Origin of the sequence: Methylobacterium aerolatum, from assembly GCF_022179085.1 — a bacterium.
GTDB classification, from domain to species: domain Bacteria; phylum Pseudomonadota; class Alphaproteobacteria; order Rhizobiales; family Beijerinckiaceae; genus Methylobacterium; species Methylobacterium aerolatum.
The window spans coordinates 48,494-74,265 of sequence record NZ_BPQE01000008.1 but is presented as its reverse complement, the minus strand read 5'-3'; the positions used below and the strand labels follow the sequence as shown (position 1 = coordinate 74,265).

Annotated in this window: 19 protein-coding genes; 15 read left to right on the top strand and 4 right to left on the bottom strand. The window is 71.3% G+C overall.

All coding sequences use genetic code 11. From position 1 onward, the window contains the following. Positions 1-21: 21 nt before the first annotated feature. The gene (locus tag MFF06_RS05840; protein WP_238202078.1) at positions 22-1,875 is read right to left on the bottom strand and encodes a glycoside hydrolase family 15 protein; all 1,854 of its coding nucleotides are present in this window, start codon (positions 1,873-1,875) and stop codon (positions 22-24) included. 334 nt (positions 1,876-2,209) lie between these two features. Continuing rightward, positions 2,210-2,980 carry a hypothetical protein gene (locus MFF06_RS05835; RefSeq protein WP_238202077.1) on the bottom strand — a complete coding sequence of 257 codons (771 nt, stop codon included), beginning with the start codon at positions 2,978-2,980 and terminating at the stop codon, positions 2,210-2,212. 217 nt (positions 2,981-3,197) lie between these two features. Here MFF06_RS05835 and MFF06_RS05830 point away from each other — a divergent pair, with 217 nt between their 5' ends. The 12 genes from MFF06_RS05830 (at position 3,198) to MFF06_RS05775 (ending at position 19,224) form a co-directional block, all read left to right on the top strand. Continuing rightward, positions 3,198-3,785 (top strand): ANTAR domain-containing response regulator, encoded by a 588-nt coding sequence (locus MFF06_RS05830; protein ID WP_238202076.1) that lies wholly within the window; start codon positions 3,198-3,200, stop codon positions 3,783-3,785. Between the two features lie 373 nt (positions 3,786-4,158). Continuing rightward, entirely contained in the window at positions 4,159-5,166 is a 1,008-nt protein-coding gene (locus MFF06_RS05825) for a CmpA/NrtA family ABC transporter substrate-binding protein (protein ID WP_238202075.1), read from the top strand. Between the two features lie 169 nt (positions 5,167-5,335). Further along, positions 5,336-5,548 carry a hypothetical protein gene (locus tag MFF06_RS05820; RefSeq protein WP_238202074.1) on the top strand — a complete coding sequence of 71 codons (213 nt, stop codon included), beginning with the start codon at positions 5,336-5,338 and terminating at the stop codon, positions 5,546-5,548. Between the two features lie 457 nt (positions 5,549-6,005). Continuing rightward, the gene (locus tag MFF06_RS05815) at positions 6,006-7,274 is read left to right on the top strand and encodes an NAD(P)/FAD-dependent oxidoreductase (RefSeq protein ID WP_238202073.1); all 1,269 of its coding nucleotides are present in this window, start codon (positions 6,006-6,008) and stop codon (positions 7,272-7,274) included. 10 nt (positions 7,275-7,284) lie between these two features. Beyond that, positions 7,285-9,072 carry a NirA family protein gene (locus MFF06_RS05810; protein WP_238202072.1) on the top strand — a complete coding sequence of 596 codons (1,788 nt, stop codon included), beginning with the start codon at positions 7,285-7,287 and terminating at the stop codon, positions 9,070-9,072. After that, positions 9,069-10,673, top strand: a complete 1,605-nt coding sequence (locus MFF06_RS05805) for a sulfite reductase subunit alpha (protein ID WP_238202071.1) — start codon at positions 9,069-9,071, stop codon at positions 10,671-10,673. Before MFF06_RS05810 ends, MFF06_RS05805 begins: the two co-directional genes overlap by 4 nt. Positions 10,674-10,813: 140 nt before the next feature. Further along, complete coding sequence (locus MFF06_RS05800) at positions 10,814-13,468, top strand: nitrate reductase (RefSeq protein WP_238202070.1); 2,655 nt, start codon at positions 10,814-10,816, stop codon at positions 13,466-13,468. 198 nt (positions 13,469-13,666) lie between these two features. Continuing rightward, positions 13,667-15,118: a siroheme synthase CysG gene (gene cysG, locus MFF06_RS05795; RefSeq protein ID WP_370876738.1), complete on the top strand. Its 1,452-nt coding sequence runs from the start codon at positions 13,667-13,669 to the stop codon at positions 15,116-15,118. Positions 15,119-15,340: 222 nt separating this feature from the next. Next, positions 15,341-17,368 (top strand): threonine--tRNA ligase, encoded by a 2,028-nt coding sequence (thrS, locus tag MFF06_RS05790; protein ID WP_238202069.1) that lies wholly within the window; start codon positions 15,341-15,343, stop codon positions 17,366-17,368. Between the two features lie 256 nt (positions 17,369-17,624). Then, positions 17,625-18,131 (top strand): pantetheine-phosphate adenylyltransferase, encoded by a 507-nt coding sequence (gene coaD, locus MFF06_RS05785; protein ID WP_238202068.1) that lies wholly within the window; start codon positions 17,625-17,627, stop codon positions 18,129-18,131. Between the two features lie 28 nt (positions 18,132-18,159). Next, positions 18,160-18,705, top strand: coding sequence for a peptidylprolyl isomerase (locus tag MFF06_RS05780; protein WP_238202067.1), 546 nt, complete (start codon positions 18,160-18,162; stop codon positions 18,703-18,705). A 60-nt stretch (positions 18,706-18,765) separates the two neighbouring features. Continuing rightward, positions 18,766-19,224: a peptidylprolyl isomerase gene (locus MFF06_RS05775; RefSeq protein WP_238202066.1), complete on the top strand. Its 459-nt coding sequence runs from the start codon at positions 18,766-18,768 to the stop codon at positions 19,222-19,224. Between the two features lie 72 nt (positions 19,225-19,296). On the opposite strand, the gene mobA is transcribed toward MFF06_RS05775, so the two are convergent. Beyond that, a complete protein-coding gene (gene mobA, locus MFF06_RS05770; protein ID WP_238202065.1) occupies positions 19,297-19,905 on the bottom strand; it encodes a molybdenum cofactor guanylyltransferase MobA in 609 nt (202 codons plus the stop codon). A gap of 241 nt (positions 19,906-20,146) precedes the next feature. After that, entirely contained in the window at positions 20,147-21,295 is a 1,149-nt protein-coding gene (apbC, locus tag MFF06_RS05765; protein ID WP_238202064.1) for an iron-sulfur cluster carrier protein ApbC, read from the bottom strand. A 159-nt stretch (positions 21,296-21,454) separates the two neighbouring features. Between apbC and MFF06_RS05760 the strand changes: the two genes are divergently transcribed. The 3 genes from MFF06_RS05760 to MFF06_RS05750 all read left to right on the top strand — a co-directional run bounded on the left by MFF06_RS05760 (position 21,455) and on the right by MFF06_RS05750 (position 25,762). Beyond that, positions 21,455-21,955 (top strand): pyridoxamine 5'-phosphate oxidase family protein, encoded by a 501-nt coding sequence (locus MFF06_RS05760; RefSeq protein WP_238202063.1) that lies wholly within the window; start codon positions 21,455-21,457, stop codon positions 21,953-21,955. A 256-nt stretch (positions 21,956-22,211) separates the two neighbouring features. After that, positions 22,212-23,507, top strand: coding sequence for a nicotinate phosphoribosyltransferase (locus MFF06_RS05755; protein WP_238202062.1), 1,296 nt, complete (start codon positions 22,212-22,214; stop codon positions 23,505-23,507). 104 nt (positions 23,508-23,611) lie between these two features. Then, positions 23,612-25,762 (top strand): AI-2E family transporter, encoded by a 2,151-nt coding sequence (locus MFF06_RS05750; protein ID WP_238202061.1) that lies wholly within the window; start codon positions 23,612-23,614, stop codon positions 25,760-25,762. Positions 25,763-25,772: the final 10 nt, after the last annotated feature.

Genomic DNA, 25,772 nt, shown 5'->3' with positions numbered 1-25,772 from the left:
GGTCGTCCTGTTCTTTCGTCTCTACCGCTGGGCCACCCGGTGCCGGTGAACGGCGGGGGGCGCGCCATCAGCTTTACCGCCCTGTTTCTCCGCCGGCCCTTCGCCGTGGGCATAGCTGAGAAGCGTGTTGACCAGGGCCACATGGGTGAACGCTTGCGGGTAGTTACCCACAAGTCGCTCGGCATGCACGTCGTACTCTTCGCTGACGAGGCCGAGATCGTTGCAGATCCCGATCAATCGTTCGATCAGGGCGCGGGCCTCGTCCCGCCGCCCCAGACCGATCAGATTGTCCGCATACCAGAAGGTGCAAGGGAGGAACGCGCCTTCGTTGCCCGACAGGCCGTCCGTCGTCTGCCCCTCGGTCTCGTAGCGCAGGATGAACCCGTTGCGCATCAGGCCCCTGCCAATCGCCTCCACGGTGCCGACGACGCGGGGGTCGTGCTGCGGCAGGAAGCCGGTATGGGCGATGAGGAGCAGGCTCGCGTCAAGCGCCTTCGCGCCGTAATACTGGACGAAGCTGTTGAGATCCTTGTCAAAACCCTTCTCGCAGACCTCGGCGTGGATGGTGTCGCGGATCGTCTTCCAGCGCTCGGCCTGCTCCTTCGACACCGTCGAGGGGTTGAGTTCGTACATCCTCAGCGCCCGGTCGAAGGCGACCCAGGCCATCACCTTGGAATGGACGAAGTGGCGCGAGCCGCCGCGCACCTCCCAGATGCCCTCGTCGGGCCGCTGCCACGCCGTCTCCAGGTGGCCGAGGAGCGCGAGGCCGACCCGGCGGCCGTCCTCGCTCACCGCGAGGCCGCGCACCCGCGCCTGGTACAGGGCGTCGAAGAGTTCGCCGTAGACGTCGAGCTGGAACTGCGAGGCCGCCGCGTTGCCGATTCGCACGGGGCTAGAGTTCTCGTAGCCCGGCAGCCAATCGAGGGTGATCTCGGGCAGCAGGCGTTCGCCGCCGATACCGTAGAGGATGTGCGCCTGCTCGGGATTGCCGGCCACGGCGCGGACCAGCCAGTTCAGCCAGTTGCGCGCCTCGTCGATGTAGCCCCCGTCCATCAGGGCGATGAGGGTGAGGGTGGAATCGCGCAGCCAGCAGAACCGGTAATCCCAGTTGCGCTCGCCGCCGAGGCCCTCCGGCAGGGAGGCGGTGGGGGCCGCGACGATGCCGCCGGTCGGGTGGTAGATCAGCGCCTTGAGGGTGAGGAGCGAGCGTTGCAGCAGCGCGTCCCAGGGCGTGCCGTGGGCGCAGCGGCGCGACCAGTCGCGCCACGTCCGGTCGGTGGCCGCAAGCATCGCCCGGGGCTCGATGGGCGCCGGATCGGGCTCGTGCGAGGCGCCGTAGCTCAGGACGAAGCGGCGATGGTCGCCCGCATGGACGGTGAACTCGCCCACCGTCGTCTGCCGCTCGGTGCCTTGCAGGGGCACGTCGGTGCGCAGCACCACCTTGTGAGGGCCCGACACCGCCCGCAGGTCCCCGAGTTCGGAGTGCGAGACCCAAGGGACCGCCGAGCCATAATCGAACCGCACCGCCAGTTCGGTGCGCATCGCCACCGTCCCGTGGACGCCCTCCACGAGGCGCACGAGGTGCGGCCCGTCGCCGGTGGGCATGAAATCCGTGACGAGGACCTCGCCCTGGCGGGTCCTGTGCCGCGTCTCGAGGACGAGGGAGCCCTCGCGGTAGGCCCATTGGGTCTCGACATGCCCGGCGACGGGCGCGATCGCCCAGAAACCGTGCTCCTGCGTGCCCAGCAGGGCGGTGAACAGGGCGGCGGCGTCGAAGCGCGGCCAGCACAGCCAATCGACGCTGCCCTTGCGGCTGACCAGGGCGCCGGTGCGTCCGTCTCCGAGAAGCGCGTAGTCCTCGATGCGTTCGGCCACAGCCGCGGTCCCCGGTCGACGATGACGCCGAACTAGGCTCGGCGGCGGCGAGGTCCAGGGGCGCGTGTGCTGCGGTGCGAAAAAGCGGCGGGCGGCCCTCCGGTATGGGCCGGGACGTCGGCCTGCGCCATCCTCGCCCTCAATCCGGGAATCCGGCCAAGTGTCCAGCCGGAAAGAGCCGGGATGCGCCCCATCGGGATGGGGTCCGCCACCCTGAAGGGCTTCGCCGCGACAGCAAGAACGGGAAGGAGTTCATAGGCCGCCAGGGCCTTTCCGGCCGGACAGTCCGGCCGAGGGCTCCGCCTGGACGAGACGGCTGTCCCGGCCGCGACCGTCAGAGCAGGCTGTCGGTGAGGGCGGCGACGGAGCCCTTCACCACGCTCCGCCCACCGCGCACCAGATCTCCGGCCGTGCCGGTGATCTGGTCTACGCGGGCGCCGAGCCCCTCGATCTGCGCGCCGAGCCCCGCGCCGACCTTCCGGGCCACCGGCACGACGGCCTCGGCCACCGTATCGGTGAAGGGCAGGGCGGAGGGAACGGGGGAGGAGGGCGAGACAGAGGCGGGCGTCTCGGCCTCGGCCGTCTCGGTGGCCGGGTTCGCCGAAGGCTTGGCGGCGGCGAAGGGCGAGTCGACCGAGGACTTGGCGGCGGCGAGGGGATTGTCCGGGCAGTGATGGCCCGTGCAGGAGCGCCGGCCCGTCGCGGTCAGGCGCCGCTGCGGCCTCGCGGCGGAGGCCGCCCGCGTGGCGGGGGCGGCCGGCGCCGGGATCGCGGCGGTGGTGGTCGGCTCGGCGGGGAGGACCGTCAGGGGGTAGAGTTCGCCGAAGGCCACCACCGCCGGGAGGCGGGGCACGCGTTCGGGAGCGGGTGCCACCGGTTCGGCCATGGCGAGGCTCGGCGCGCCGGTGGCCGGGATCATCCGTGCGGCGGCGCCGGGGGAGGGGGCCTGCCCCTTCGGACAGAACACCGAGGCCGCCGCCAGGACGACCACCGTCGCCAGCGTCGGCAGGAAGGGCATGCTCATGCGCCCGCCCGTATCGGCCAGGGCGGACCGGTCGCTGGACCGGCAGGACATCCCGGCCGAGGCTCCATCAGGTCCGCGCATTCGCTTCTCGACCCTCTGAACGACACCGAATGTCGCAACTTGGCCGCGCAAATGCGGCGGAAGCTGGACCGATCGGTTACGCGGGGGTAACCGGCGGATCCGCCCGTCGGGGCGCGGCGCGGCGGGCTGGCCGTCGGGCACGTCCCTTGCCTGCTCCCTTCGCGTCCCAGGATCCGTGGGTTACAGGACGCGCTCCGCCCCCCGTGCCTGGGCCGCGATGACTGACACCAGCCTCACCGTCGCCGTGATCGACCCGAGCCAGGCCCGCGCGGCGATCCTGGAGGAGGGCCTGCGCGCCGCCGGGATCGGCCGCATCGTCGTCCTACCCGACACGGCCGACCTCCAGGAGCGGGTGAGCGCGCTCAAGCCCGACGTGGTGGTAATTCATCTGGAGAGTCCGAGCCGGGACATCCTGGAGCAGATGTCGGGCGTCTCGCGCCATGCCGGGCGGCCGGTGGCAATGTTCGTCGACCGCTCGGACACGACGATGATGGAGGCGGCGGTGGATGCCGGCATCTCCGCCTACGTCGTGGACGGTCTGCGGCCGGAGCGGATCAAGTCGATCATCGACATCGCGATCCTGCGCTTCAACGCCTTCGCCCGGCTCCAGCGGGAGCTCACCGAGGCGAGGGGCGAACTGGCCGACCGCAAGCTTATCGAGCGGGCGAAGGGCATCCTCATGAACCTCAAGGGGCTCTCCGAGGAGGAGGCCTACAAGCAGCTCCGGCGCAAGGCCATGAACGAGAAGCGCAAGATCGCCGACATCGCCCGCGCTATCGTCACCACGGCGGACCTGCTCGGATGAGCGCGGCCCGCCTGCCTCCCCGCCCCGTGGGCACCGTCGGGGGATGGTCGACGAAGCGCGCCGTCTCCTCCTCTCCCCTCTGCGCGGGTCTTGGCAATACTCCTCCCACCCCCGCCCTCATCCTGAGGGTCCGGCCGAGTGGCCGGTTGTCCCACGCTCGCCCTCATCCCGAGGTGCCCGGCTTCCCGGGCCTCGAAGGTGGGCTCCAGGGCTCGCGGAGCCTTCCGGAGCCCTCCTTCGAGTCGGCTTCGCCGCACCTCGGGATGAGGGGGAGGGTCGGATCGGAGGCGATGACCGCGTCTCGCAACGAGCCCCGCCGAGGGGGGAGGGAAAGGGCACGCCTGTCGTGCGCGACGTTCAGGGTGAAACGACCATGAGGCTCCAGATCGGCTACGTCCCGCTCTGCGATGCGGCCCCGGTGATCATGGCCCGGGAACTCGGCTTCGCCCGCGAGGAGGGCCTCGACCTCGACCTGTCGGCGGAGCCGTCCTGGGCGACGCTGCGGGACCGGCTGGCGCTGGGTCATCTCGACGGCGCCCACATGCTGGCGCCCCTGGCGGTGGCGAGCGCGCTGGGCCTGTCGGGACCGCCCTCCGATCTCGTCGTGCCCCTGCCGCTCAGCCTCAACGGTAACGCACTGACCCTGTCGCGGACCCTCTGGGACGCGCTGCCCCTCGAACCGGGTGGAGGGTGGCAGGACACGGCGCGGGCCTTCGCCCGCGTCGCGGCGTCCCGGCGGGAGCAGGGGCGGCCGGTCACCATCGGCATCGTGCATCCGTTCTCCTGCCACGCCTATCAGGTCCGGCTATTCGCGCAGGCCGGAGGGCTCGATCCCGCCGCGCTGCGCCTCGTCGTGGTGCCGCCGCAGCACGGGGTCGAGGCGCTCACGCGGGGGCTGGTGGACGGCACCTGCGCCGGGGCGCCCTGGAACGAGGTCGCGGTGGCGGCCGGGATCGGCCGCGTGGCGGCGCTGGGCTACGACCTCGCGCCGGACGCGCCGGAGAAGGTCTTCGCGGTGTCGAGCCGCCTCGCGGGGGCGACGCCGCCCCTCGTCCGCGCCGTGGCCAGGGCCGGGCTCTGGTGCGCCGATCCGGCCAACCGCGAGGAGCTGGTCCACCGTCTCGCCCGCCGCCACGCCGTCGACCGCGAGGCCGGGCCGGTCGCCCGCGCCTTCGGCCGGGACGGGGCGGAGGACGGTATCCCGCGCCCCCTGGGCCATCTGCGGCTCGATGCCTCGGCCCAGGCCCACGATCCGGCCCGCCTGGACTGGCTGATCGCGCAGATGCGGGCGGCGGGCCAAGTGCCGGGCGACGGCGCCAGCGAGGCGGCGGCGCGGGCGGTGTACCGGCCAGACCTCCTCCGGGAGGCCGGCCTCCCGTGAGCCGCCCCGCCCGGCGGCCCGCTCCCGACGGCTTCGCGGAGAAATCCGTCCGCCATCATCCCTTCGGCGATGGATGACGGAGGAACCCCGCGCCCGGCGAGCCCCACACCCTCAAGACATGCGCGGGACGCACGGAACGGTCAGGGGTTGCGGCCGTTGTCGATCTACCATGCCCGGTTGCCGCAAATTCGACGCCGCGTCGCTCCCGCCGACCCTGCCACGCCGGGTCGAGCTGCAGCGTTACGTGCGGCATGTCCGCCGGGGCCCGCGGCCCGCCAACGACAACCGGCGCAACCTCGCCCCGAGCACGTGGTACTGGGCCGTCATCGTCGGCGCCATGCCGACCCTAGGTCTCCTCGTGGCCCTCTCTGCGCTGCTCTGAAGCGCCTCTTTATACATTTCCGTCACTGAGACCGCAGAGAAGGCATCCAGGGATAGCCGCTCTCCGGCTGAGTGAGGGCATCCTCCAATTCCCTCGCTCCGCTCGCGGTGACGGGACGTCGTGCCGATCGGCAGCGCTCCCGTCGTCAATAGTGACCGCTCGGCAGCCAGCCGCCCGCTTTTTGTGCAACGCACCGCGGCCTTGGTCAAACCTTCCGCGGCTCCCGGCCGACAGCCAGCGCGGACAAACCTCTCCTGATCCCGCACGATCGGCGCTTGGCACGCGTCGTGCAAGACCCTCCGCGTCCGTCAACGGCGACGGGCAGCGCCGTCAGCGAGGCCGCTGATCCGGTTCTCCTGGGGCTCCCGCTTGCCCCGGCTCGAGAGTCCGGCAGCGGCTTTTTCGTGGGCGGTCCGCCGACGATCCCTGGATTCGAGGTTCGAGACGCGACCGATCGATGCCGACTCATCTCTTGGACACCGCGAGACCGCCATCGCGGGCGACGGACGGGCAACCGCGCGAGCGGCTCGTCGTCGTCGGCAACGGCATGGCCTCCCTCCGCTTCCTCGAACGCCTGACCGAGGGCTGCCCCGGCCGCTACGAGGTCACATGCATCGGGGCCGAGCCCCGGGCCGCCTATAACCGCGTGCTCCTCTCCTCGCTGCTCGGCGGCGAGATCGAGGAGGCCGCCACCGCCTTCCGCGGCCTCGACTGGTACGAGGCCCACGGCATCCGCCTCATCACCGGCGCCCCCGTCACCGCCATCGACCGGGAGAACGGTCTGGCGATCGTCGGCGACACCCATGTCCTGCCCTACGACCGGCTGGTCCTGGCGGTGGGCTCCCTGCCGATCCGCCTGCCGAAGCCCGGCATGGACCTGCCCGGCGTCATCACGTTCCGCGATCTGGCCGACGTGGCGGCGATCCGCCAGGCGGCCGTTCAGCATGCGAAGGCCATCGTGATCGGCGGCGGGCTCCTCGGGCTGGAGGCCGCAGCGGGGCTCGGTCGGCTCGGCATCGACACGACGCTGCTGCACGTCATGGACCGGCTGATGGAGCGCCAGCTCGACCATCCGGCCGCCGGGCTCGTCCGCCGGGCCATGGAGCAGCGCGGCGTCAGGGTGATACTCGGCGCCGACACGGCGGCGGTGGAGGGCGAGGGCCGGGTGGAACGGCTGCGCCTCGCGGACGGCACGGTCCTCCCCGCAGACCTCGTGGTGATGTCGGTGGGCGTGCGCCCGTCGGTGGCGCTCGCGCAGGGCGCCGGGCTCGCCACCAACCGGGGCATCCTCGTGGACGACACGATGGCGACCTCCGACCCGCGCATCTTCGCGCTGGGCGAGTGCGCCGAGCACCGGGGCCTCGTCTACGGCCTCGTGGAGCCCGCCTACGAGCAGGCCGAGGCGCTGGCCCGGCTCTTCGCCGGGCATTCCGCCGCCTACGCGGGCACGCATCTCGCCACCAGCCTCAAGATCTCGGGGCTGCCGGTGTTCTCGGCCGGGATCGTGGACACGCCGGAGGATGCCGAGGCGGTCACCCTCTTCGATCCCGGCGCCGGACTCTACCGCAAGCTGCTGCTGCGGGAGGGCCGACTCGTGGGCGCGGTCTTCGTCGGCGACATCGCCGAGCAGGCGGCCTGCAAGGCGCTGATCCGCTCCGGCGAGCCGGTCGGCGACGTGGACGATCTCATGTTCGGGCGCCCGGCGCCCCACTCCCTCGCGGCGTAAGGAGGCCCAGATGGCGGACGCATTCAACGCCGAGCAGACACGCTACCTCGAAGGCTTCGCCGCCGGCATCGGCGCGGCGCGGATCACCGGCGGCCTCGCGGGCGGCCCGGCCGCCGCCCCGGCGCCCGAGCCCACCGGCCCGGACGCGATCCACCTCAAGGCGCAGGACGCCACGGTGAAGGCCGGCGGCAAGCTCTGCGATCAGGAGAAGTGGAAGCGGGCCGAAAGCCCCTTCGACGGGCACAACCGGCTGAAGGCCGAGGCGGCCCAGGGCAAGGCGCCCAAGCCCGAGGACAACTTCCGCTGGCGCTACCACGGCATGTTCTGGGTCGCCCCGACCCAGACGAGCTTCATGTGCCGCCTGCGCATCCCGAACGGGGTGCTGCACCACTGGCAGTTCTCAGGGGTCGCCGACCTCGCCGACGCCCATGGCGGCGGCTACGTCCACGTCACCACCCGTGCGAACCTGCAGGTCCGGGAGATCGCGCCGGAGCATGCCCAGCCCTTCCTCGACGGGCTCGCCGACATCGGCCTCGGCGCCCAGGGCGCGGGGGCGGACAACATCCGCAACGTCACCGGCTCGCCCACCGCCGGGATCGACCCGCAGGAGATCCTCGACACGCGGCCGCTCGCCAAGTCCTGGAACAACTGGATCCTCGACGACCGCTCCCTCTACGGCCTGCCGCGCAAGTTCAACGTCGCCTTCGACGGCGGCGGCGTGATGCCGGTGCTGGAGGAGACGAACGATGTCGGCTTCCAGGCCGTGGAGGTGCTGGAGGACGCGTCCGTCGCCCCCGGCATCTGGATGCGCCTCGTGCTCGGCGGCATCTCCGGGCACAGGGACCTCGCCCGCGACACCGGCGTGGTGCTGAAGCCGGAGGAGTGCAACCAGGTCGCCGACGCGATCATCCGCGTCTTCATCGAGAACGGCGACCGGACGAACCGCAACAAGGCGCGGATGAAGTACGTGCTCGACGCCTGGGGCTTCGACAAGTACCTCGCCGCCGTCGAGGACAAGCTCGGCCGCAAGCTGGAGCGGGTCGATCCGGCCCACATCGCGCCGCGCAAGCCCACGAGCCGGTACAGCCATGTCGGCGTGCATCCGCAGAAGCAGCCGGGCCTGAACTGGGTCGGCGTCGTGCTCCCCGTCGGCAAGATGCTGAGCGACGAGGTGCGGGCGCTGGCCAGGATCGCCCAGGAGTGCGGCGACGGGCAGATCCGCCTCACCGTCTGGCAGAATTTCATCTTTTCGGGCGTTCCGGATGCGAAGCTCGCGGAGGTGGAGGAGCGCGTCGCGGCGCTCGGCTTCTCGGTCAAGGCCGAGGGCATCCGGGCGGGGCTCGTGGCCTGCACGGGCGCGCGGGGCTGCAAGTTCGCCGCCTCCGACACCAAGGGCCACGCCATGCTCATCGCCGAGCATGTGGAGCGCACGGTCACGGCCCTCGACGTGCCGGTGAACGTGCATCTCACCGGCTGCCACCATAGCTGCGCCCAGCACTACATCGGCGACATCGGCCTGATCGGCGCGAAGGTCGTGGTCTCGGAGGAGGGCGACACCGTCGAGGGCTACGACATCGTGGTCGGCGGCGGCTTCGCCGAGACCCCGAAGATCGGCACCGAGATCTGGAAGGCCGTGAAGGCCGAGGACGCGCCCAAGCGCGTGGAGGCTTTGCTGCACGCCTACCTCGCCGGCCGCGCCGGCCGCGACGAGACCTTTCAAGCCTTCACCGCCCGCACTGGACCGGAGGCGTTGCGCGACGCCGCCGAAGCCGTCCCTGCCATGAGGGAAGCCGCATGACCCAGCACGTCGCTCCTCCTCTCGTCCTGATCCCCGAGACCGCGCCCTTCGACCCGGACCAGCGGGCGTGGCTCTCGGGCTATTTCGCCGCCCTCCTCGGCCCCGCCATCGAGGGCGCCACGGCGCTGGCGCCAGGTGAAATGCCCGGCGGCGAGTCCAAAAAACTCGCGGACAACGACGACGCGCCCTGGCACGACCCGTCGATGCCGCTGCCCGACCGCATGGACCTCGCCAAGGAGCGGCCCGAGGCCCAGAAGCTGATGGCCGCCATGGCGCAGCAGGATTGCGGCCAGTGCGGCTACAACTGCGCCGACTACGCCAACGCCATCTTCCTGAAGAACGAGGCGCGTCTGAACCTCTGCCAGCCCGGCGGCAAGGAGACGATGCGGATGCTGAAGAAGCTGGAGGAGGAATTCGGCGCCGCCGGCGGCGCCGCTCCCGCCGCCTCAGCGCCCGCCGCCGAGGCGAAGGCCCCCGACCTCGGCCCCCTCGGCTATTGCCGGGAGAACCCGGTGGAGGCCCTGTTCCTCTCCCGCCGCCGCCTCAACGAGCCCGGCGGCGAGAAGGAGACATGGCACATCGAGATCGGCCTGGAGGGCACGCCGATCAAGTACGTGGTGGGCGATTCCCTCGGCCTCTTCCCGGCCAACGCCCCGGCGCTGGCCGACGCGGTGATCGCCGAACTCGGCGCCCGGCCGGAGCGGATGATCGGCGGCAAGACCCTGCGGGAAAGGTTGCTCGCCGACTACTCCCTCGGTGCGGCGCCGGACAACCTCTACCAGCTTCTCTCCCTCCTCACCTCCGGCGAGGCGCGGCGGAAGGCGCAGGCGCTCGCCTCCGGCGACGACCCGGACGGGGACGCGGCGTACCTCGACGTGCTCGGCGCCCTGCACAAGTTCCCCGGCGCCCGGCCCGACGCGGAGGTCTTCCTCGAAGCCCTCGACGAGTTGCAGCCCCGGCTCTACTCCATCTCGTCCTCGCCGAAGATGGATGTCGGCCGGGTGTCCCTCACCGTCGATGCGGTACGCTACAACCACCGTTCCCGGCTGAGGCTCGGCGTCGCCTCGACCCACCTGGGCGAGCGTCTGCCGGAGCAGACCAAGGTCAAGGTCTACCTTCAGAAGGCCCACGGGTTCGCCCTGCCGGAGGATCTGGGCAAGGACGTGATCATGTGCGGCCCCGGCACCGGGATCGCGCCCTTCCGGGCCTTCCTGCGCGAGCGCGCGGCGACGCAGGCGCCGGGCCGGAACTGGCTGTTCTACGGCCACCAGAAGCAGGCGTCGGACTTCTTCTACAAGGACGAGCTGAACAAGCTGAAGGATGACAAGGTGCTGACCCGCCTGTCGCTGGCATGGTCCCGCGACGGATCGGAGAAGACCTACGTCCAGGACCGGATGCGCGAGAACGGTGCCGACCTGTGGAAGTGGCTCGACGGCGGCGCGCATTTCTATGTCTGCGGCGATGCCAAGCGCATGGCTAAGGACGTGGAGCGCGCGATCATCGACGTCGCCGCCCAGCACGGCAAGATGAACGCCGAGGAGGCCGTGGCCTACCTCGCCGCGCTGAAGAAGGCCGGGCGGTATCAGGCGGACGTGTACTGAGCGCGACCTGCTCCCCTCCCCCTTGCGGGGAGGGGCCGGGGGTGGGGGTGGCGCAGAACGAAGCGCACTGGCGCCTCCTGAACCACCCCCACCCCTAACCCCTCCCCGCAAGGGGGAGGGGGACAGCCGGAAGGATCCCCATGACCGCCACGGTCCGCACCACCTGCCCGTATTGCGGCGTCGGCTGCGGCGTGCTCGCGACGCCGGACGGGCAGGGCGGCGCGGGCATCGCGGGCGATCCCGAGCATCCCGCGAATTTCGGCCGCCTCTGCTCCAAGGGCGCGGCGCTGGGCGAGACCCTGTCGTTGGAGGACCGCCTGCTCCACCCCGCGCTCAACGGCGCCCGGGTCTCCTGGGACGCGGCGCTCGGCACCGCCGCCGCCGAATTGCAGCGGATTGCGGAGGCGCACGGGCCGGAATCGATCGCTTTCTACCTCTCCGGCCAGTTGCTCACCGAGGATTATTACGTCGCCAACAAGCTCGCGAAGGGCTTCGTCGGCACGCCCCATGTGGAGACCAATTCGCGCCTGTGCATGTCGAGCGCGGTGGCGGCCCACCGCCGCGCCTTCGGCTCCGACACGGTGCCCGGCTGCTACGAGGACCTCGACGAGGCCGACCTCATCGTCCTCGTCGGCTCGAACGCCGCGTGGTGCCATCCCGTCCTGTTCCGGCGCATGGCCGACGCGAAGGCCAAGCGCGGCACCCACTTGGTGGTGATCGACCCCCGCCGCACCCAGACCGCGCAGGAGGCGGACATGTTCCTCGGGCTGAAGCCCGGCAGCGACGTGGCCCTGTTCTCCGGCCTCCTCGTCCACCTCGCCGACCACGGGTTCAGGGACAGGGCCTTCGTGGAGGAGCACACGGCGGGCCTCGACACCGCCCTCGACCGTGCCCGGCAGATCGCCCCGGACCTCGCCGCGGTCGCCATCGCCACGGGTCTCGCCCCGCAGGCCATCAGCGCCTTCTACGACCTGTTCGCCCGCACGCGCCGGGTCGTCACCGCCTTCTCCATGGGCGTGAACCAGTCGATGCAGGGCACCGACAAGGGCAACGCCATCATCAACTGCCATCTCGTCACCGGCCGGATCGGCGGGGTGGGGCAGGGGCCGTTCTCCCTGACGGGCCAGCCCAACGCCATGGGCGGGCGGGAGGTCGGCGGGCTGTCGAACATGCTCGCCGCCCACATGCACTTCGCCCCCGAGGAGGTGGACCGCGTCCGCCGCTACTGGAACGCCCCCCGGATCATCACCGGCGAGGGCATGAAAGCGGTGGCCCTGTTCGAGGCGGTGCGGGCGGGCAGGATCAAGGCTCTCTGGGTCATGGGGACCAACCCCCTGGTCTCCATGCCCCGCGCCGACCACGTCCGCGAGGCGATCCAGGGGCTCGACCTCCTGATCGTCTCCGACATCATGGCCAATGCCGACACCGCCAGAGCCAGGGCGCGGACCACCGTGCTGCTGCCCGCACAGGGGTGGGGCGAGAAGGACGGCACGGTCACGAATTCCGAGCGGCGCATCTCCCGCCAGCGCCGCTTCCTCGACAGCCCCGGCGAGGCCCGTGCCGACTGGGCGGTGCTGGCCGAGGTCGGCCGCCGCCTCGGACACGGGAAGGCCTTCGCGTGGCCCAGCGCGGCGGCGGTCTTCCGGGAGCACGCCGCCCTCTCCGCCTTCGAGAACGGGGGAACCCGCGACTTCGACCTCGGCGCCCTCGCCGACCTCTCGGACGGCGCCTACGCGGCGGCCTCGCCCGTGCAGTGGCCGCTGCCGAAGCGCGGCGGGCCGAAGCCGCGCCTGTTCTCCGACGGGCGGTTCTTCACCTTCGACCGCCGGGCGCGGTTCGTGGCCGTGCAGCCACCCGGCCTCGCCGAGGCGGCGGGCGGCGCGCATCCCTTCGTGCTCAACACCGGCCGGGTCCGGGACCACTGGCACACCATGACCCGGACGGGAAAGAGCCAGCGGCTCTCGGCCCACCGGGCGGTGCCCTTCGTAGAGGTCAACCCCGAGGATGCGGCGTTTCATGGCCTCACCGTGGGCGGGATCGCGAGGGTCTCGACGGCCCACGGCGCCGCCGAGTTGGAGGTCATGGTCACCGATGCGGTGGCGCCGGGGCACCTGTTCATGCCGATGCACTGGAACGCCACCTACGCCTCGGCGGCCCGCGTCGGCGCCCTGGCGCGCGGCGTGCCCGATCCGGTCTCGGGCCAGCCGGAGCTGAAGGCGACGCCCGCCGCCATCGCCGCCGTCGCCTACCGGGCGCGGGGCTTCGTCCTCTCCCGCGAGGCGGTGCCGATGCCGGAGGCCTGGTGGTGGGCCAGGGCCGCCATCCCCGGCGGCTGGGGCGTGCAGTTCGCCACCCATGACGGCTCGCGGGAGGTCGCCCTGGCGCTCCGCGGCCTCGTCCAGGCGGGCGGATACGAGTTGGCCGAATACGCCGACCACGCCCGCGGCCGCTACCGCTGCGCGGTCTACGACGGCACGCGCCTTGTCGCCAGCATCGCGGTGGCCCCCACCGAAGCCCGCCCCGATTGGGAGGCGGCCAAGGCCCTCTTCGCCGCCCCCGAGCCGGAGGCGCCGGAGCGCCGGGCGCTCCTCTCCGGCCGGGCGGCCACGGAGGGTGCGGGCCCCACCGTCTGCGCCTGCCACGGCGTCGGCCTCGACGTCATCACCGCCACGATCCAGGGCGGGGCCGGCAGCGTGGAAGCCGTGGGCGCCGCCTGCAAGGCCGGGACGAATTGCGGCTCGTGCATCCCAGAGATCCGCAAGCTGCTCACCGGGGAGACCGCAAAAGCGGCGTGATTGGTGCTATACCTTCGCGTCAGAGAAAAACGGCTGTCCATCCCGTGACCTCATCCTGAGGTGCCCGCGTCAGCGGGCTTCGACGGAGGCCTCCAGTGCCCGCAGCGCCCCCTGGAGCCCTTCTTCGAGGCTGCTTCGCAGCACCTCAGGATGAGGTCGTGGGAGGGACGGAGCTTCGGACAAAGACCAGTGACTGACGTGTCTGCCCCCCGCCCGATGCGCGCCCCCCGCGAGACCGCCGCGGCCGGCCTCGAACCGCTCGCCGTGCTGCCGGTCTTCGTGCCCCTGCGCGGCAAGCGGGTGGTGCTGGCGGGCTCCTCCGGCGGGGCGCCGTGGAAGGTGAAGGTGCTCGCCGCCGCCGGCGCCCATGTCGATGTCTACGCGCCCGAGCCCTCCGAGGAACTGCGCGCCGTGCCGGGCGAGATCGTCGACGGCGCCGTCACCCTGCACGAACGGTCTTGGACGCCCGACGACCTCTGGGGCGCGGCCTTCTGCGTCGGCGCCATGGAGGACGAGGTGGACGCGGTGGCCTTCGTGGCCGCCGCCCGGGCCACGGGCGCCATCGTCAACGCGGTGGACCGGCCGCATCTCTGCGACGTGAAGTTCGGCGCCATCGTCAACCGCTCACCGCTGGTGGTGGGCATCTCGACGGAGGGCGCCGCGCCGGTCTTCGGACAGACGATCCGCGCCCGGATCGAGGCGATGCTGCCGCGCGGGTTCAGCCGCTGGGTCGGCGCCGCCCGCGACTGGCGGGAGCAGGTCACGGCCCGCTTCCACGGCTTCTCCGACCGGCGGTTCTTCTGGGAACGCTTCACCGAGCGCGCCTTCGCCGAGCCCGACCGGGAACCCGCTCCCTCCGACCTCGCCGAACTCCTCGGCGAGACCGAGACGGCGCCGAAGGGCGGGGCCGTGACCCTCGTCGGGGCCGGGCCGGGCGATGCCGAACTCCTGACGCTGAAAGCGCTCCGGGCGCTCCGCAACGCCGACGTGATCCTCTACGACGACCTCGTCGCCCCCGCGATCCTCGACTACGCCCGGCGCGAGGCCCGGACCATGCTCGTCGGCAAGACCGGGCACGGCCCCTCCTGCCGCCAGGACGACATCAACGCGCTGATGGTGCAGCTCGCCCGCTCCGGCAAGCAGGTGGTGCGGCTGAAGTCGGGCGACCCGCTGGTCTTCGGCCGGGCGGGCGAGGAGATCGACGCCTGCCGCCACGCGGGCATCCCCGTGACGGTGGTGCCCGGGGTCTCGGCGGCGCAGGGGGCGGCCGCCTCGCTCGGCCTGTCCCTCACCCACCGCGACGCGGCGCGCCGCCTGCAATACGTCACCGGCCACGACCGCAAGGGCGGCCTGCCGGAGGACCTGAACTGGGCGGCGCTGGGCGATTCGAGCGTGACGACGGTGGTCTACATGCCGAAGCGCACGCTGGGCGCCCTGCTGGAGCGCGCCGTGGCCGAGGGCCTCGATCCGCGGACCCCGGCCCTCCTCGTCTTCAACGCCACCCGCCCGAACCAGGAGGTGGTGCGCGGCACCGCCGCCGACCTCGCCGGTCTCGTCGAGGCGGCGGGCTTCGAGGGCCCGGCGCTGCTGATGGTCGGCCGGGCGCTGGCCGAGGCCGAGGCCGAGGGCGCGATCCGGGCGGCGGGGTAGGCGGATCGCTCACCTCACCGTCCTTGCGAGCGCAGCGAAGCAACCCAGGGCTGCGGGACCTCTCCAGGCGTGGCGGCTCCCTCTGGATTGCTTCGCTGCGCTCGCAAGGACGGCGCGGGAACCCGTTTCCTCGCGCCGCGAAACCGTCTACACGGCCCGCCTTCGTATCAACCCGAACCGCTTACCTGCCCCGTTCGCAGGAGTGAGCCAGGAGCCGAGACCATGCCCGTCCTGACCTTCCCCGATGGCAACACCCGTGAGGTGGCCGCCGGCACCACCGGCCGCAGCGTGGTCGAGGGCATCGCCAAGTCGCTCGCCAAGCGCACCGTCGCCATGGCCCTGGACGGGACCGTCTGCGACCTCGACGACGCCATCGCCGCCGACGCCCGCATCGAGTTCCTCGACCGCGCCGACCCACGCAGCCTGGAGTTGATCCGGCACGATTGCGCCCACGTGCTGGCGGAAGCCGTGCAGGCCCTCTGGCCGGGGACGCAGGTCACCATCGGCCCGGTGATCGAGAACGGCTTCTACTACGACTTCCACCGCGAGGCCCCGTTCACGCCGGAGGACTTCCCGGCGATCGAGGCGAAGATGCGCGAGATCATCGCCCGCGACGCGCCCTTCACCAAGGAGGTGTGGAAGCGCGACGACGTGCGCGCCCTGTTCGCGGACAAGGAGGAGGGCTTCAAGGTCGAGCTCGTCGACGCCATCCCGCCCGGCGAAGACCTGAAGATCTACCGCCAGGGCGAGTGGTTCGACCTCTGCCGCGGCCCGCACATGACCTCGACGGGCAAGGTCGGCACCGCCTTCAAGCTGATGAAGGTCGCGGGCGCCTACTGGCGGGGTGATTCCAACAACCCGATGCTCACCCGCATCTACGGCACCGCCTGGGCCACGAAGGAGGACCTCGACGCCTACCTCCACCGCCTGGAGGAGGCCGAGCGCCGGGACCACCGCCGCTTGGGCCGGGAGATGGACCTGTTCCACTTCCAGGAGGAGGGGCCGGGCGTCGTCTTCTGGCACGCCAAGGGCTGGACGGTGTTCCAGGAACTCATCGCCTACATGCGCCGCCGGCTCCGGGGCGACTACGCCGAGGTGAACGCGCCGCAGATCCTCGACAAGGCCCTGTGGGAGACCTCCGGCCACTGGGGCTGGTACCGCGAGAACATGTTCGCCGCGCAATCCGCCGGCGACGAGGCTGAGGACAAGCGCTGGTTCGCCCTCAAGCCGATGAACTGCCCCGGCCACGTCCAGATCTTCAAGCACGGTCTGAAGAGCTACCGCGATCTGCCTCTGCGCATGGCGGAATTCGGCGTGGTGCACCGCTACGAGCCCTCGGGCGCCATGCACGGGCTGATGCGCGTGCGCGGCTTCACCCAGGACGACGCGCACATCTTCTGCACCGAGGACCAGCTCGCCGACGAGTGCCTGAAGATCAACGAGTTGATCCTCTCGACCTATGCCGATTTCGGCTTCGGCGAGATCGTCGTGAAGCTCTCGACCCGGCCGGAGAAGCGCGTCGGCTCGGACGCGCTGTGGGACCACGCCGAGGGCGTGATGACCCGCGTGCTGGCCCAGATCGAGGAGCAGTCCGGCGGGCGGATCAAGACCAGTGTGAACCCGGGGGAGGGCGCCTTCTACGGGCCGAAGTTCGAGTACGTGCTGCGCGACGCCATCGGCCGCGACTGGCAGTGCGGGACGACACAGGTGGACTTCAACCTCCCCGAGCGGTTCGGCGCCTTCTACATCGACGCCGACGGACAGAAGAAGCCGCCGGTCATGGTCCACCGGGCGATCTGCGGCTCGATGGAGCGCTTCACCGGCATCCTGATCGAGCATTTCGCCGGGCACTTCCCGCTCTGGATCGCCCCGGTGCAGGTGGTGGTCGCCACCATTACCGGCGAGGCCGACGCCTATGCCGCCAAGGTGGTGCGGGCGCTGGAGAAGGCCGGCCTGCGGGTCGAGGCGGACCTGCGCAACGAGAAGATCAACTACAAGGTCCGCGAGCACTCGCTGGCCAAGGTCCCGGTGCTGCTGGCGCTCGGCAAGCGCGAGGCGGAGGAGGGCACCGTCTCGATCCGCCGCCTCGGCAGCCAGCAGACCCGCACCCTGCCGCTCGCCGAGGCCGTCGCCGCCTTCGTGGACGAGGCCACGAGCCCCGACCGCCGCCGGGCGGACGCGGTGGCCGAGACCGTGCCGACGGGCGACGTGGTGCTCGATGGGCATCACGAGGTGGCGCCGGTTCCGTAACGAGGGCGCGGATGTTCCCCTCTCCCCGCATGCGGGGAGAGGGCCGAGCCCCCCTGTCGGGGGCGAGGCGAGCCCGGAAGGGCGATGGTGAGGGGGCCGACAGGATGAGCTTTTTCCGGCACGCCCCCGCACCCCCGGCGGCCGCCTCGCTCCGGCGACGACAAGGTCGCCGGAGCCCTCTCCCCGCAGGCGGGGAGAGGGGGAACTCGCCTCCAAAGGTTCCGTCTCGCCGCAAAACAGGCTAGGGCAACCGGCCATGACCCGCACCGCCCTCTATGCAGGCTCGTTCGATCCGGTCACGAACGGCCATCTCGACGTCGTGCGCCAAGCCTGTCGCCTCGTGGACACGCTGGTGCTCGCCATCGGTGTGCATCCCGGCAAGGCGCCGCTGTTCTCGGCCGACGAGCGGGCCGCGCTCCTGCGCGAGACCTGCGGGCCGGTGGCGCAGGCGGAGGGGGCGGCGCTCGACGTCGTGACCTTCGACGACCTCGCCGTCTCGGCGGCGCGGCGCTGCGGGGCGCGGCTGTTCATTCGCGGCCTGCGGGACGGCACCGATCTCGATTACGAGATGCAGCTCGCCGGCATGAACGGCGCCATGGCGCCGGAGGTGCAGACCGTGTTCCTCCCGGCCTCGACCAGTGCCCGGCCGATCACCGCGACCCTGGTACGCCAGATCGCCGGGATGGGGGGCGACGTCTCGCCCTTCGTTCCCGCAGCCGTGGCCGCGAGGCTCAAGGCGCGGTTCGCCGCCACCCATTCCTGAACGACCTCGATAAGGACAAGACAGCGCCATGAAACGCCGCACGCTCCTCGCGCTCGCCCTCGCCGCGGGCCTGTCCACCCCGGCCCTCGCCGCCGACGGGAACACCGTCTACCTCCAGACCAAGGACGGCCGCATCACCATCGAGTTGCGTCCCGACCTCGCGCCCAAGCACGTCAAGCAGATCAAGACGCTGGTCGCCCGCGGCTTCTACGACGGGCTGAAGTTCCACCGGGTGATCGACGGCTTCATGGCCCAGACCGGCGACCCGAAGGGCAACGGCACCGGCGGCTCGGACCTGCCCGACATCCCGGCCGAGTTCTCGCAGAGCGCGCAGTTCAAGCGCGGCACGGTGGGCATGGCCCGCTCGCAGAACCCGAATTCCGCGAACTCGCAGTTCTTCATCTGCCTCGGCGACGCGCCGTTCCTGAACGGCCAGTACACGATTGTCGGCAACGTCACCGACGGTCTCGACGTCCTCGACAAGATCAAGAAGGCCGCCCCCGGCGCCCCCGGCGGCGCGGTGCAGGACCCCGACAAGATCGTCCGGATGACGCTGGCCGACAAGGCGAAGTGAGGCGACGCCTCACCACCGCCCGCGACGCCCATCCCCCCTCACGGAAACGGAGAACCGCTCATGGCCGACACCGAGACCCTCATCCTCGAGACCACCAAGGGCCGCGTGGTCATCGGGCTGCGCCCCGACCTCGCCCCGAACCATGTGGAGCGCATCAAGACGCTCGCCTCGCAGGGCTTCTACGACGGCGTGGTGTTCCACCGTGTCATCGACGGCTTCATGGCCCAGACCGGCGACCCGACCGGCACCGGCTCGGGCGGCTCGGAGATGCCGGACCTGAAGGCCGAGTTCAACGCGGAGCCGCACGTGCGCGGCACCTGCTCCATGGCCCGCACGAACTTCCCGCACTCGGCGAACTCGCAGTTCTTCATCTGCTTCGACGATGCCCGCTTCCTCGACAAGCAATACACCGTGTGGGGCAAGGTCGTGGAAGGCATGGACGTGATCGACACGATCAACAAGGGCGAGCCGCCGCGCTCGCCGGACAAGATCGTGAAGGCGACCGTCGGCGCCGCCTGACGGATCAATCCTGTTCTCTCCCCGCACCTCATGCGGGGAGAGGAACCCCGCTCGCAATGACGGCGTGAATGCTTAGGTCCGTCTGCGCAGCCACGCCTCCGCGCGTGACAGGTCCTCCGGCGTGTTGATGTTGATGAACGAGTCCACCGGCTCGATCGGCCACTCCTCCACGGCCGCCCCGTGCCGGGCAATGAAGGCGCCGACCCGCCGCTCGCCCGCCTCCAGCCACGCCCGCAGGTCGTCCCGCAGGGCCAGCGGCCAGAGCGCCGCCGTGTAGTGGTCCCGTCCGCCGGATGCCGCCATCGCGATGGGGCTCGCGCCCAGCGACGCGGCCAGACGCGCCGCGAGGTCGCCCGGCAGGAACGGGGCATCGCCCGGCACGCTGAGCACATGCGTTACGCCGGGCAGGCCCGCCGCGTGCTCCAGCCCCGCGAGGATCCCCGCCAGCGGCCCGAGGGAGCCCGGCAGGGAATCGGGCAGGACCGGCCCGTCGAACACGCTCGAGAAGCGCGAAGGGTCGCCGTTGGCGCTGAGCGCCAGCCCCGCCGGGCATTGCGGGCGCAGACGTGCCGCGATCCGGGACAGGATGGGCGCGCCGCCGAGCGGCAACAGGGGCTTGTCCACCCCGCCCATTCGCCGCCCGAGGCCGCCGGCGAGAATCAGGCCGAGGATCAGTGCCATCCCGGCCACTCGGCGCGCGTCATGCCCTCGCCCCGCGTGCGGGGAGAGGGCTGAGCCCCCCTTGTCGGGGGCGAAGCGCGGCGGCAGCCGGGGGTGAGGGGGGCAGCCGAAGAGGCCTCATCCCGTGAGCCCCCTCACCAACGCTACGGCTTCGCCTACGCCTCCTGCATGGACGGCGAGGTCCATGCAGGCCTCTCCCCGCAGGCGGGGAGAGGGGAAGGCGCGCCGTGTCACGATACGATTACTCGATCACGATCTTCGGCGCCGCCCGGCCCGCCGGCGCGCCCGACAGGTTCGCCCAGAGCGCCGCGGCGATCTCGCGGTAGACCTTGGCCTGCGGGCCCTCCGGGTCGGTGGCCACCACGGGCCGGCCGGCGTCGGAGGTCTCGCGGATCGTCATGTTCAGGGGCACCTCGCCGAGGAAGGGCACGCCGAGGCGCTGCGCCTCGTTCCGAGCTCCGCCATGGCCGAAGATGTGCGAGGCATGGCCGCATTGGGGGCAGACGAAGGTCGCCATGTTCTCGACGATGCCGAGGATCGGCACCGCGACCTTCTTGAACATCGTCACGCCGCGCCTGGCGTCGATCAGGGCCAGATCCTGCGGGGTCGAGACGATCACAGCCCCGGAGAGCGGGGTCGCCTGGGCCATGGTGAGCTGGGCGTCGCCGGTGCCGGGGGGCATGTCCACGAGGAGCACGTCGAGTTCGCCCCAGAGCACGTCGCGCAGCATCTGGGTGATGGCGGACTGGACCATCGGCCCGCGCCAGATCATCGCCGCCTCGGGCTCGATCAGGAAGCCGATGGACATGACCTTGAGGCCGTAGCCGACCATCGGCTCCATGGCCTTGTTATCGACCACGGTGGGCTTGCCCGTGAGGCCGAACAGCTTCGGCACCGAGGGGCCGTAGATGTCGGCGTCGAGGAGGCCGACCTTCAGCCCCTGCGCCTGGAGGGCCAGCGCAAGGTTGCAGGCGGTGGTGGACTTGCCGACGCCGCCCTTGCCGGAGGCCACCGCCACGATGTGCCGCACGCCCGGCAGCTTCGGACCCTGCTGCGGCGGGGCGCCGGGCCGGGGCGGGGCGACGGGGGGCGGGGAGACAGGGCGCGGCGCGGCGCTGCTCTGGGCCGGATGGCTGGTGTCGCGCTCCGAGGTGAGGCTCGCGAAGACGCCGGAGACGCCGGGCATCTGCAGCACGCGGCCCTCCGCCTGCCGCCGCACAGGCTCGAAGCGCTCGGCCTCGGAGGCATCGACCAGGATCGAGAACATCACCCGGTTGTTCGGATCGACCACCACCTGGGACAGGCGGCCGGAGCCGGGCAGGGTGGTGCCGGCGGCGTCGATCGTCACGGATTGCAGGGCGCGCAGCACGTCGTCGCGGGTGATGGCCAAGGTCGCAGGCTCCGAGTTCGTTCCGCCTCCATCTATACGTGCGCCCGCGAAACACCACCCTCGCGCGCAGCCTGAACCAACCGGAGCTTCGCCCGTTGTCGAGGCGAATCCGAGCCGGGCCGCTCCATGGCGGCCCGGCGCAGAGGCAGGAGTTGCGCCGTGCACCAGAACCACCGCGACCACGAGGGCGCCGAGAAGCTGTTCGACCTGATCAAGGACGTGAAGGTCGCGATGATGACCACCGTCGATTCCGACGGCACGCTCAACAGCCGCCCGATGTGGAACAACGACATCGACCAGAACGGCGACCTGTGGTTCTTCACCAAGCTGCACTCGCCCAAGACCGCCGAGATCAGCCGGGACAACCAGGTGAACCTCGCCTACTCCGATCCGTCGAGCCAGAACTACGTGTCGGTCGCCGGCAAGGCCGAGGTGATCCGCGATCAGGCGCTCATCGACCAGAAGTGGAATACCAGCCTCAAGACGTGGTTCCCCAACGGCAAGGACGACCCCGAGGTCGCCCTGATCCGCGTCTGCCCCGAGAAGGGCGAGTATTGGGACAGCCCCAATGCTACGATGCTGCACCTCTACGGCACCGTGAAGGCCGCGCTCACCGGCGAGAGCCCGAAAACCGAGACCGAGAAGGTCAAGCTCAGCTGAGTTTTCGAGACGGATGACGAGGGGGCGGCGCGCCGGGCACGGCCGCCGCCCTTTTTCGTCGTGTCTCCTGCGTCATTGCGAGCGGAGCGAAGCGATCCATGGCAGCGGGCCGCCGCCGAACGCATCGCATCCCTGGATCGCTTCGCTCCGCTCGCAATGACGGTGAGGACTGAGGATAAGCCTCCGCCCCCGTTGACGCGACGGCGGAAACGATGCGCCCTCCCTTTCCCCCGGCGCGACCCGAAGTCCCAATAAAATGCTCGATCTGGCGAGGCGGGTTTACGACCACAGCTTCCGCATCGATCCGGTGATCCGGTCGCTGCTCGACACGGATTTCTACAAGCTGCTGATGGCGCAGACGATCCTGCGGCGGCATCCGCGGGTGGAGACAACCTTCGGGATCACGAACCGCTCGGCGCGGGTGCGGATCGCGGAGGAGGTCGATGCGGGGCTGCTGCGGGAACAGCTCGACCATGCCCGCTCGCTGCGCCTCTCGAAGGGCGAGGTGACGTGGCTGCGGGGCAACGTCTTCCGGGGCCAGGGGCGGATCCTCGGCCCCGAATTCGTCTCGTGGTTCGAAACCTTCCAGTTGCCGGAGTACGAACTCGCCACGCGGGACGGGCAGTACGAGCTGACCTTCCACGGCCCCTGGGTCGAGACCACGCTGTGGGAGGTGCCGGCGCTCGCGATCCTCAACGAGTTGCGGGCGCGGGCGGTGCTGCGGGGCATGGGCAAGCTGGCGCTGCAGGTGCTCTACGCCCGCGCCATGACGCGGGTCTGGGAGAAGATCGAGCGGCTCCAGCGCCTGCCGGACCTCTCCATCGCCGATTTCGGCACGCGGCGGCGCCACGGCTTCCTGTGGCAGGACTGGTGCGTGCAGGCCATGGCCGAGGGCCTGGGCGAGCCGCGCTTCCTCGGCACCTCGAACTGCCTCATCGCCGCCAAGCGCGAGGTCGAGCCGGTGGGGACCAACGCCCACGAGTTGCCCATGGTCTACGCGGCCCTCGCCCCCGACGACGCGGGCCTGGCGGCGGCGCCCTACGCGGTGCTCGCCGACTGGCAGGAGGATTACGGCGGCAACCTCCGGGTCGTCCTGCCCGACACCTACGGCACCACAGGCTTCCTCGCGAACGCGCCCGATTGGGTGGCCGACTGGACGGGCATCCGCATCGACTCGAAGGACCCGATCGAGGGGGGCGAGGAGGCGATCCGCTTCTGGCAGGAGCACGGGCGCGACCCGCGCGACAAGCTCGCGATCTTCTCCGACGGGCTCGACATCGCGGAGATCGAGCGCATCCACGCCCGTTTCCACGGGCGGATGCGCCTCGGCTACGGCTGGGGCACGCTGCTGACCAACGACTTCCGCGGCCTGATCCCGGACGGGCGGCTCGATCCGATCTCCATCGTCTGCAAGGTCATGGACGCGGACGGCCACCCCACCGTGAAGCTCTCCGACAACCCGACCAAGGCACAGGGCCCCGCCGAGGAGATCGCCCGCTACCGTCGGGTCTTCGGCGTGGGCGAGCAGGGGGCGATGCCCGTGATGGTGTGAGTCGCGACGGGATCGAATCTCCTTCCCGGTCCGTTCCCCGTCCGTCGCACCGGGCGGCCGAGGTTGGCGCCACACGCCGCCTCGCGGAGGGGTATCAGGCGGGCATGGTCAGGCGGAGCACCGGGGTTCCCGGCACGGGAAGGCCCTCGATCATCCCACGGCCGACCCGCGTCGCCGCCGCCGAGACACCACGCGCGGCACTCGCCTCGCCCCTCGTCGTCGCCGCGATCCTCGTGGCGGGGCTGTATTTCGGCCGGGAGATCTTCATCCCGATCGCCATCGCGCTGCTCCTGTCCTTCGTGCTCGGGCCGCTCGTGAACTACCTGCGCCGCTGGCGCCTGCCGCGCCTCGTGGCGGTCGGCCTCACCGTGCTGCTGACCCTCGGCATCGTCGGGGCGCTGGCGACCCTGATCGGCGTCCAGGCCGCGGACCTGATGAACGACGTGCCGCGCTACCGCGCCACCATCGAGCGCAAGCTCGAGAACCTGCGCGAGAGCCCCGTCGGGCGGATGACCGACTACGTCGCCAATATCGGCCGCGTGATCCACGGCGCCGGCAACGGCGGCACGGAGGGACAGAAGGAGGCGGATCCGGCGGCCAAGCCCGCGCCGCCCCCCGCCGCGAAGCCGGACGCGAAGGCCAAGCCCGACATCAAGCCCGAAACGAAGTCCGCCGGTCCGTCCGAAGACCGCAAGCCGATGCTGGTGGAGATGGCGGCGAGCCCGCCGAGCCCGGTGGAGACGGCGAGCACTCTGCTCTCGCCGGTGATCCAGCCGCTGACCACCGCCGGCATCGTCTTCATCGTGCTGCTCTTCGTCCTGATGCAGCGGGAGGATCTGCGCGACCGGCTGATCCGCCTCGCGGGTTCCCGAGACCTGCACCGGACCACCGTGGCCATGGACGACGCGGCCCGGCGCCTGTCCCGCTACTTCGTCGCGCAGGTCGCCCTCAACACGGCCTTCGGCGTGGTGATCGGGATCGGCCTCTACCTGATCGGCGTGCCCAACCCCGTCCTGTGCGGGATCGTCTCGGCGCTCATGCGCTTCGTGCCCTATCTCGGTGCCTTCCTCTCGGCCCTGCTGCCGATGATGCTCGCGGCGGCGATCGAGCCCGGCTGGAACATGACCATCGCCACGGCGATCCTGTTCCTGATCCTCGAACCCCTGACGGGGCAGGTGATCGAGCCGATCTTCTACGGCCAGTCGACCGGCCTCTCACCCACCGCCGTCCTGGTCTCGGCCCTGTTCTGGACGTGGCTCTGGGGGCCCGTCGGGCTCCTGCTCTCGACGCCGCTCACCGCCTGCCTCGTCGTGCTCGGGCGCCATGTCGAGCACCTGGAGTTCCTCGACGTGCTGTTCGGCGACAGGCCCGCCCTCACGCCGGTGCAGAACTTCTACCAGCGCATCCTGGCGGGCGACTCGGAGGAGGTGCTCGGCCACGCCGAGCTGATCCTCCAGCACTGCTCCCTGTCCTCGTACTACGAGGACGTGGTCCTCAAGGCGCTGGAACTCGCCGCCCGGGACGCCGCGCGGGGCGTTCTCACCCCGACCCAGAAGGGGGCCATCCGCGGCACCCTGGCGGAACTGATCGAGGATCTCGCCGACCGGGGCGACGCGCCGACGGGAGAGGCGGGCAAGGACGCCGGCAAGGACGCCGGCAAGGGTGCCGGCAAGGGTGCGGCCACGGACGCGGCGCGCCGCGACGGCTGCGAGGGCGAGGAGGCGTGCAGCCCCTTCCCCCTCGTGCCCGCGCCCTCGTCCCTGCCCGGGGCGTGGACGCAGGAGGGGGCGGTGCTCTGCGTCTCGGGGCGGGGCTTCCTCGATGCCGCCGCCGCCGCGATCCTGGCGCAGATCCTGGCCAAGCGCGGGCTCGGCACGCGGATCGTGCCCTTCGCGGACACCGCCTCGAGCCGGCTTGCCCGGTTCGAGCCGGGGGAGACGCGCCTCGTCTGCGTCGTCTCCGTCGCCTATGGCGGCGAGCCCGAGCACCTGAACCGCCTGATCGGCCGCCTGCGGCAGCACCGGCCGCAGGTGCCGATCCTGGCGGGCCTGTGGCTGCTGGACGAGCGCCGCCCGAGCCTCATCCTCGACGCCGACCTGCGGGCCGACTCCCTGCGCGAGGCGGTGGAGGCGGTCCTCGACCGGGCCGCGGCGGAGCCAGCGCCCGCCCAAGAGGCCGCGTCCGCCCAGGAGGCCGCGTCCGCGCCCGCCGCGGCGGGACCGCCCCTTCCCGCTGCCCTCGGACAGGGCGCGTGAGGAAGACAGC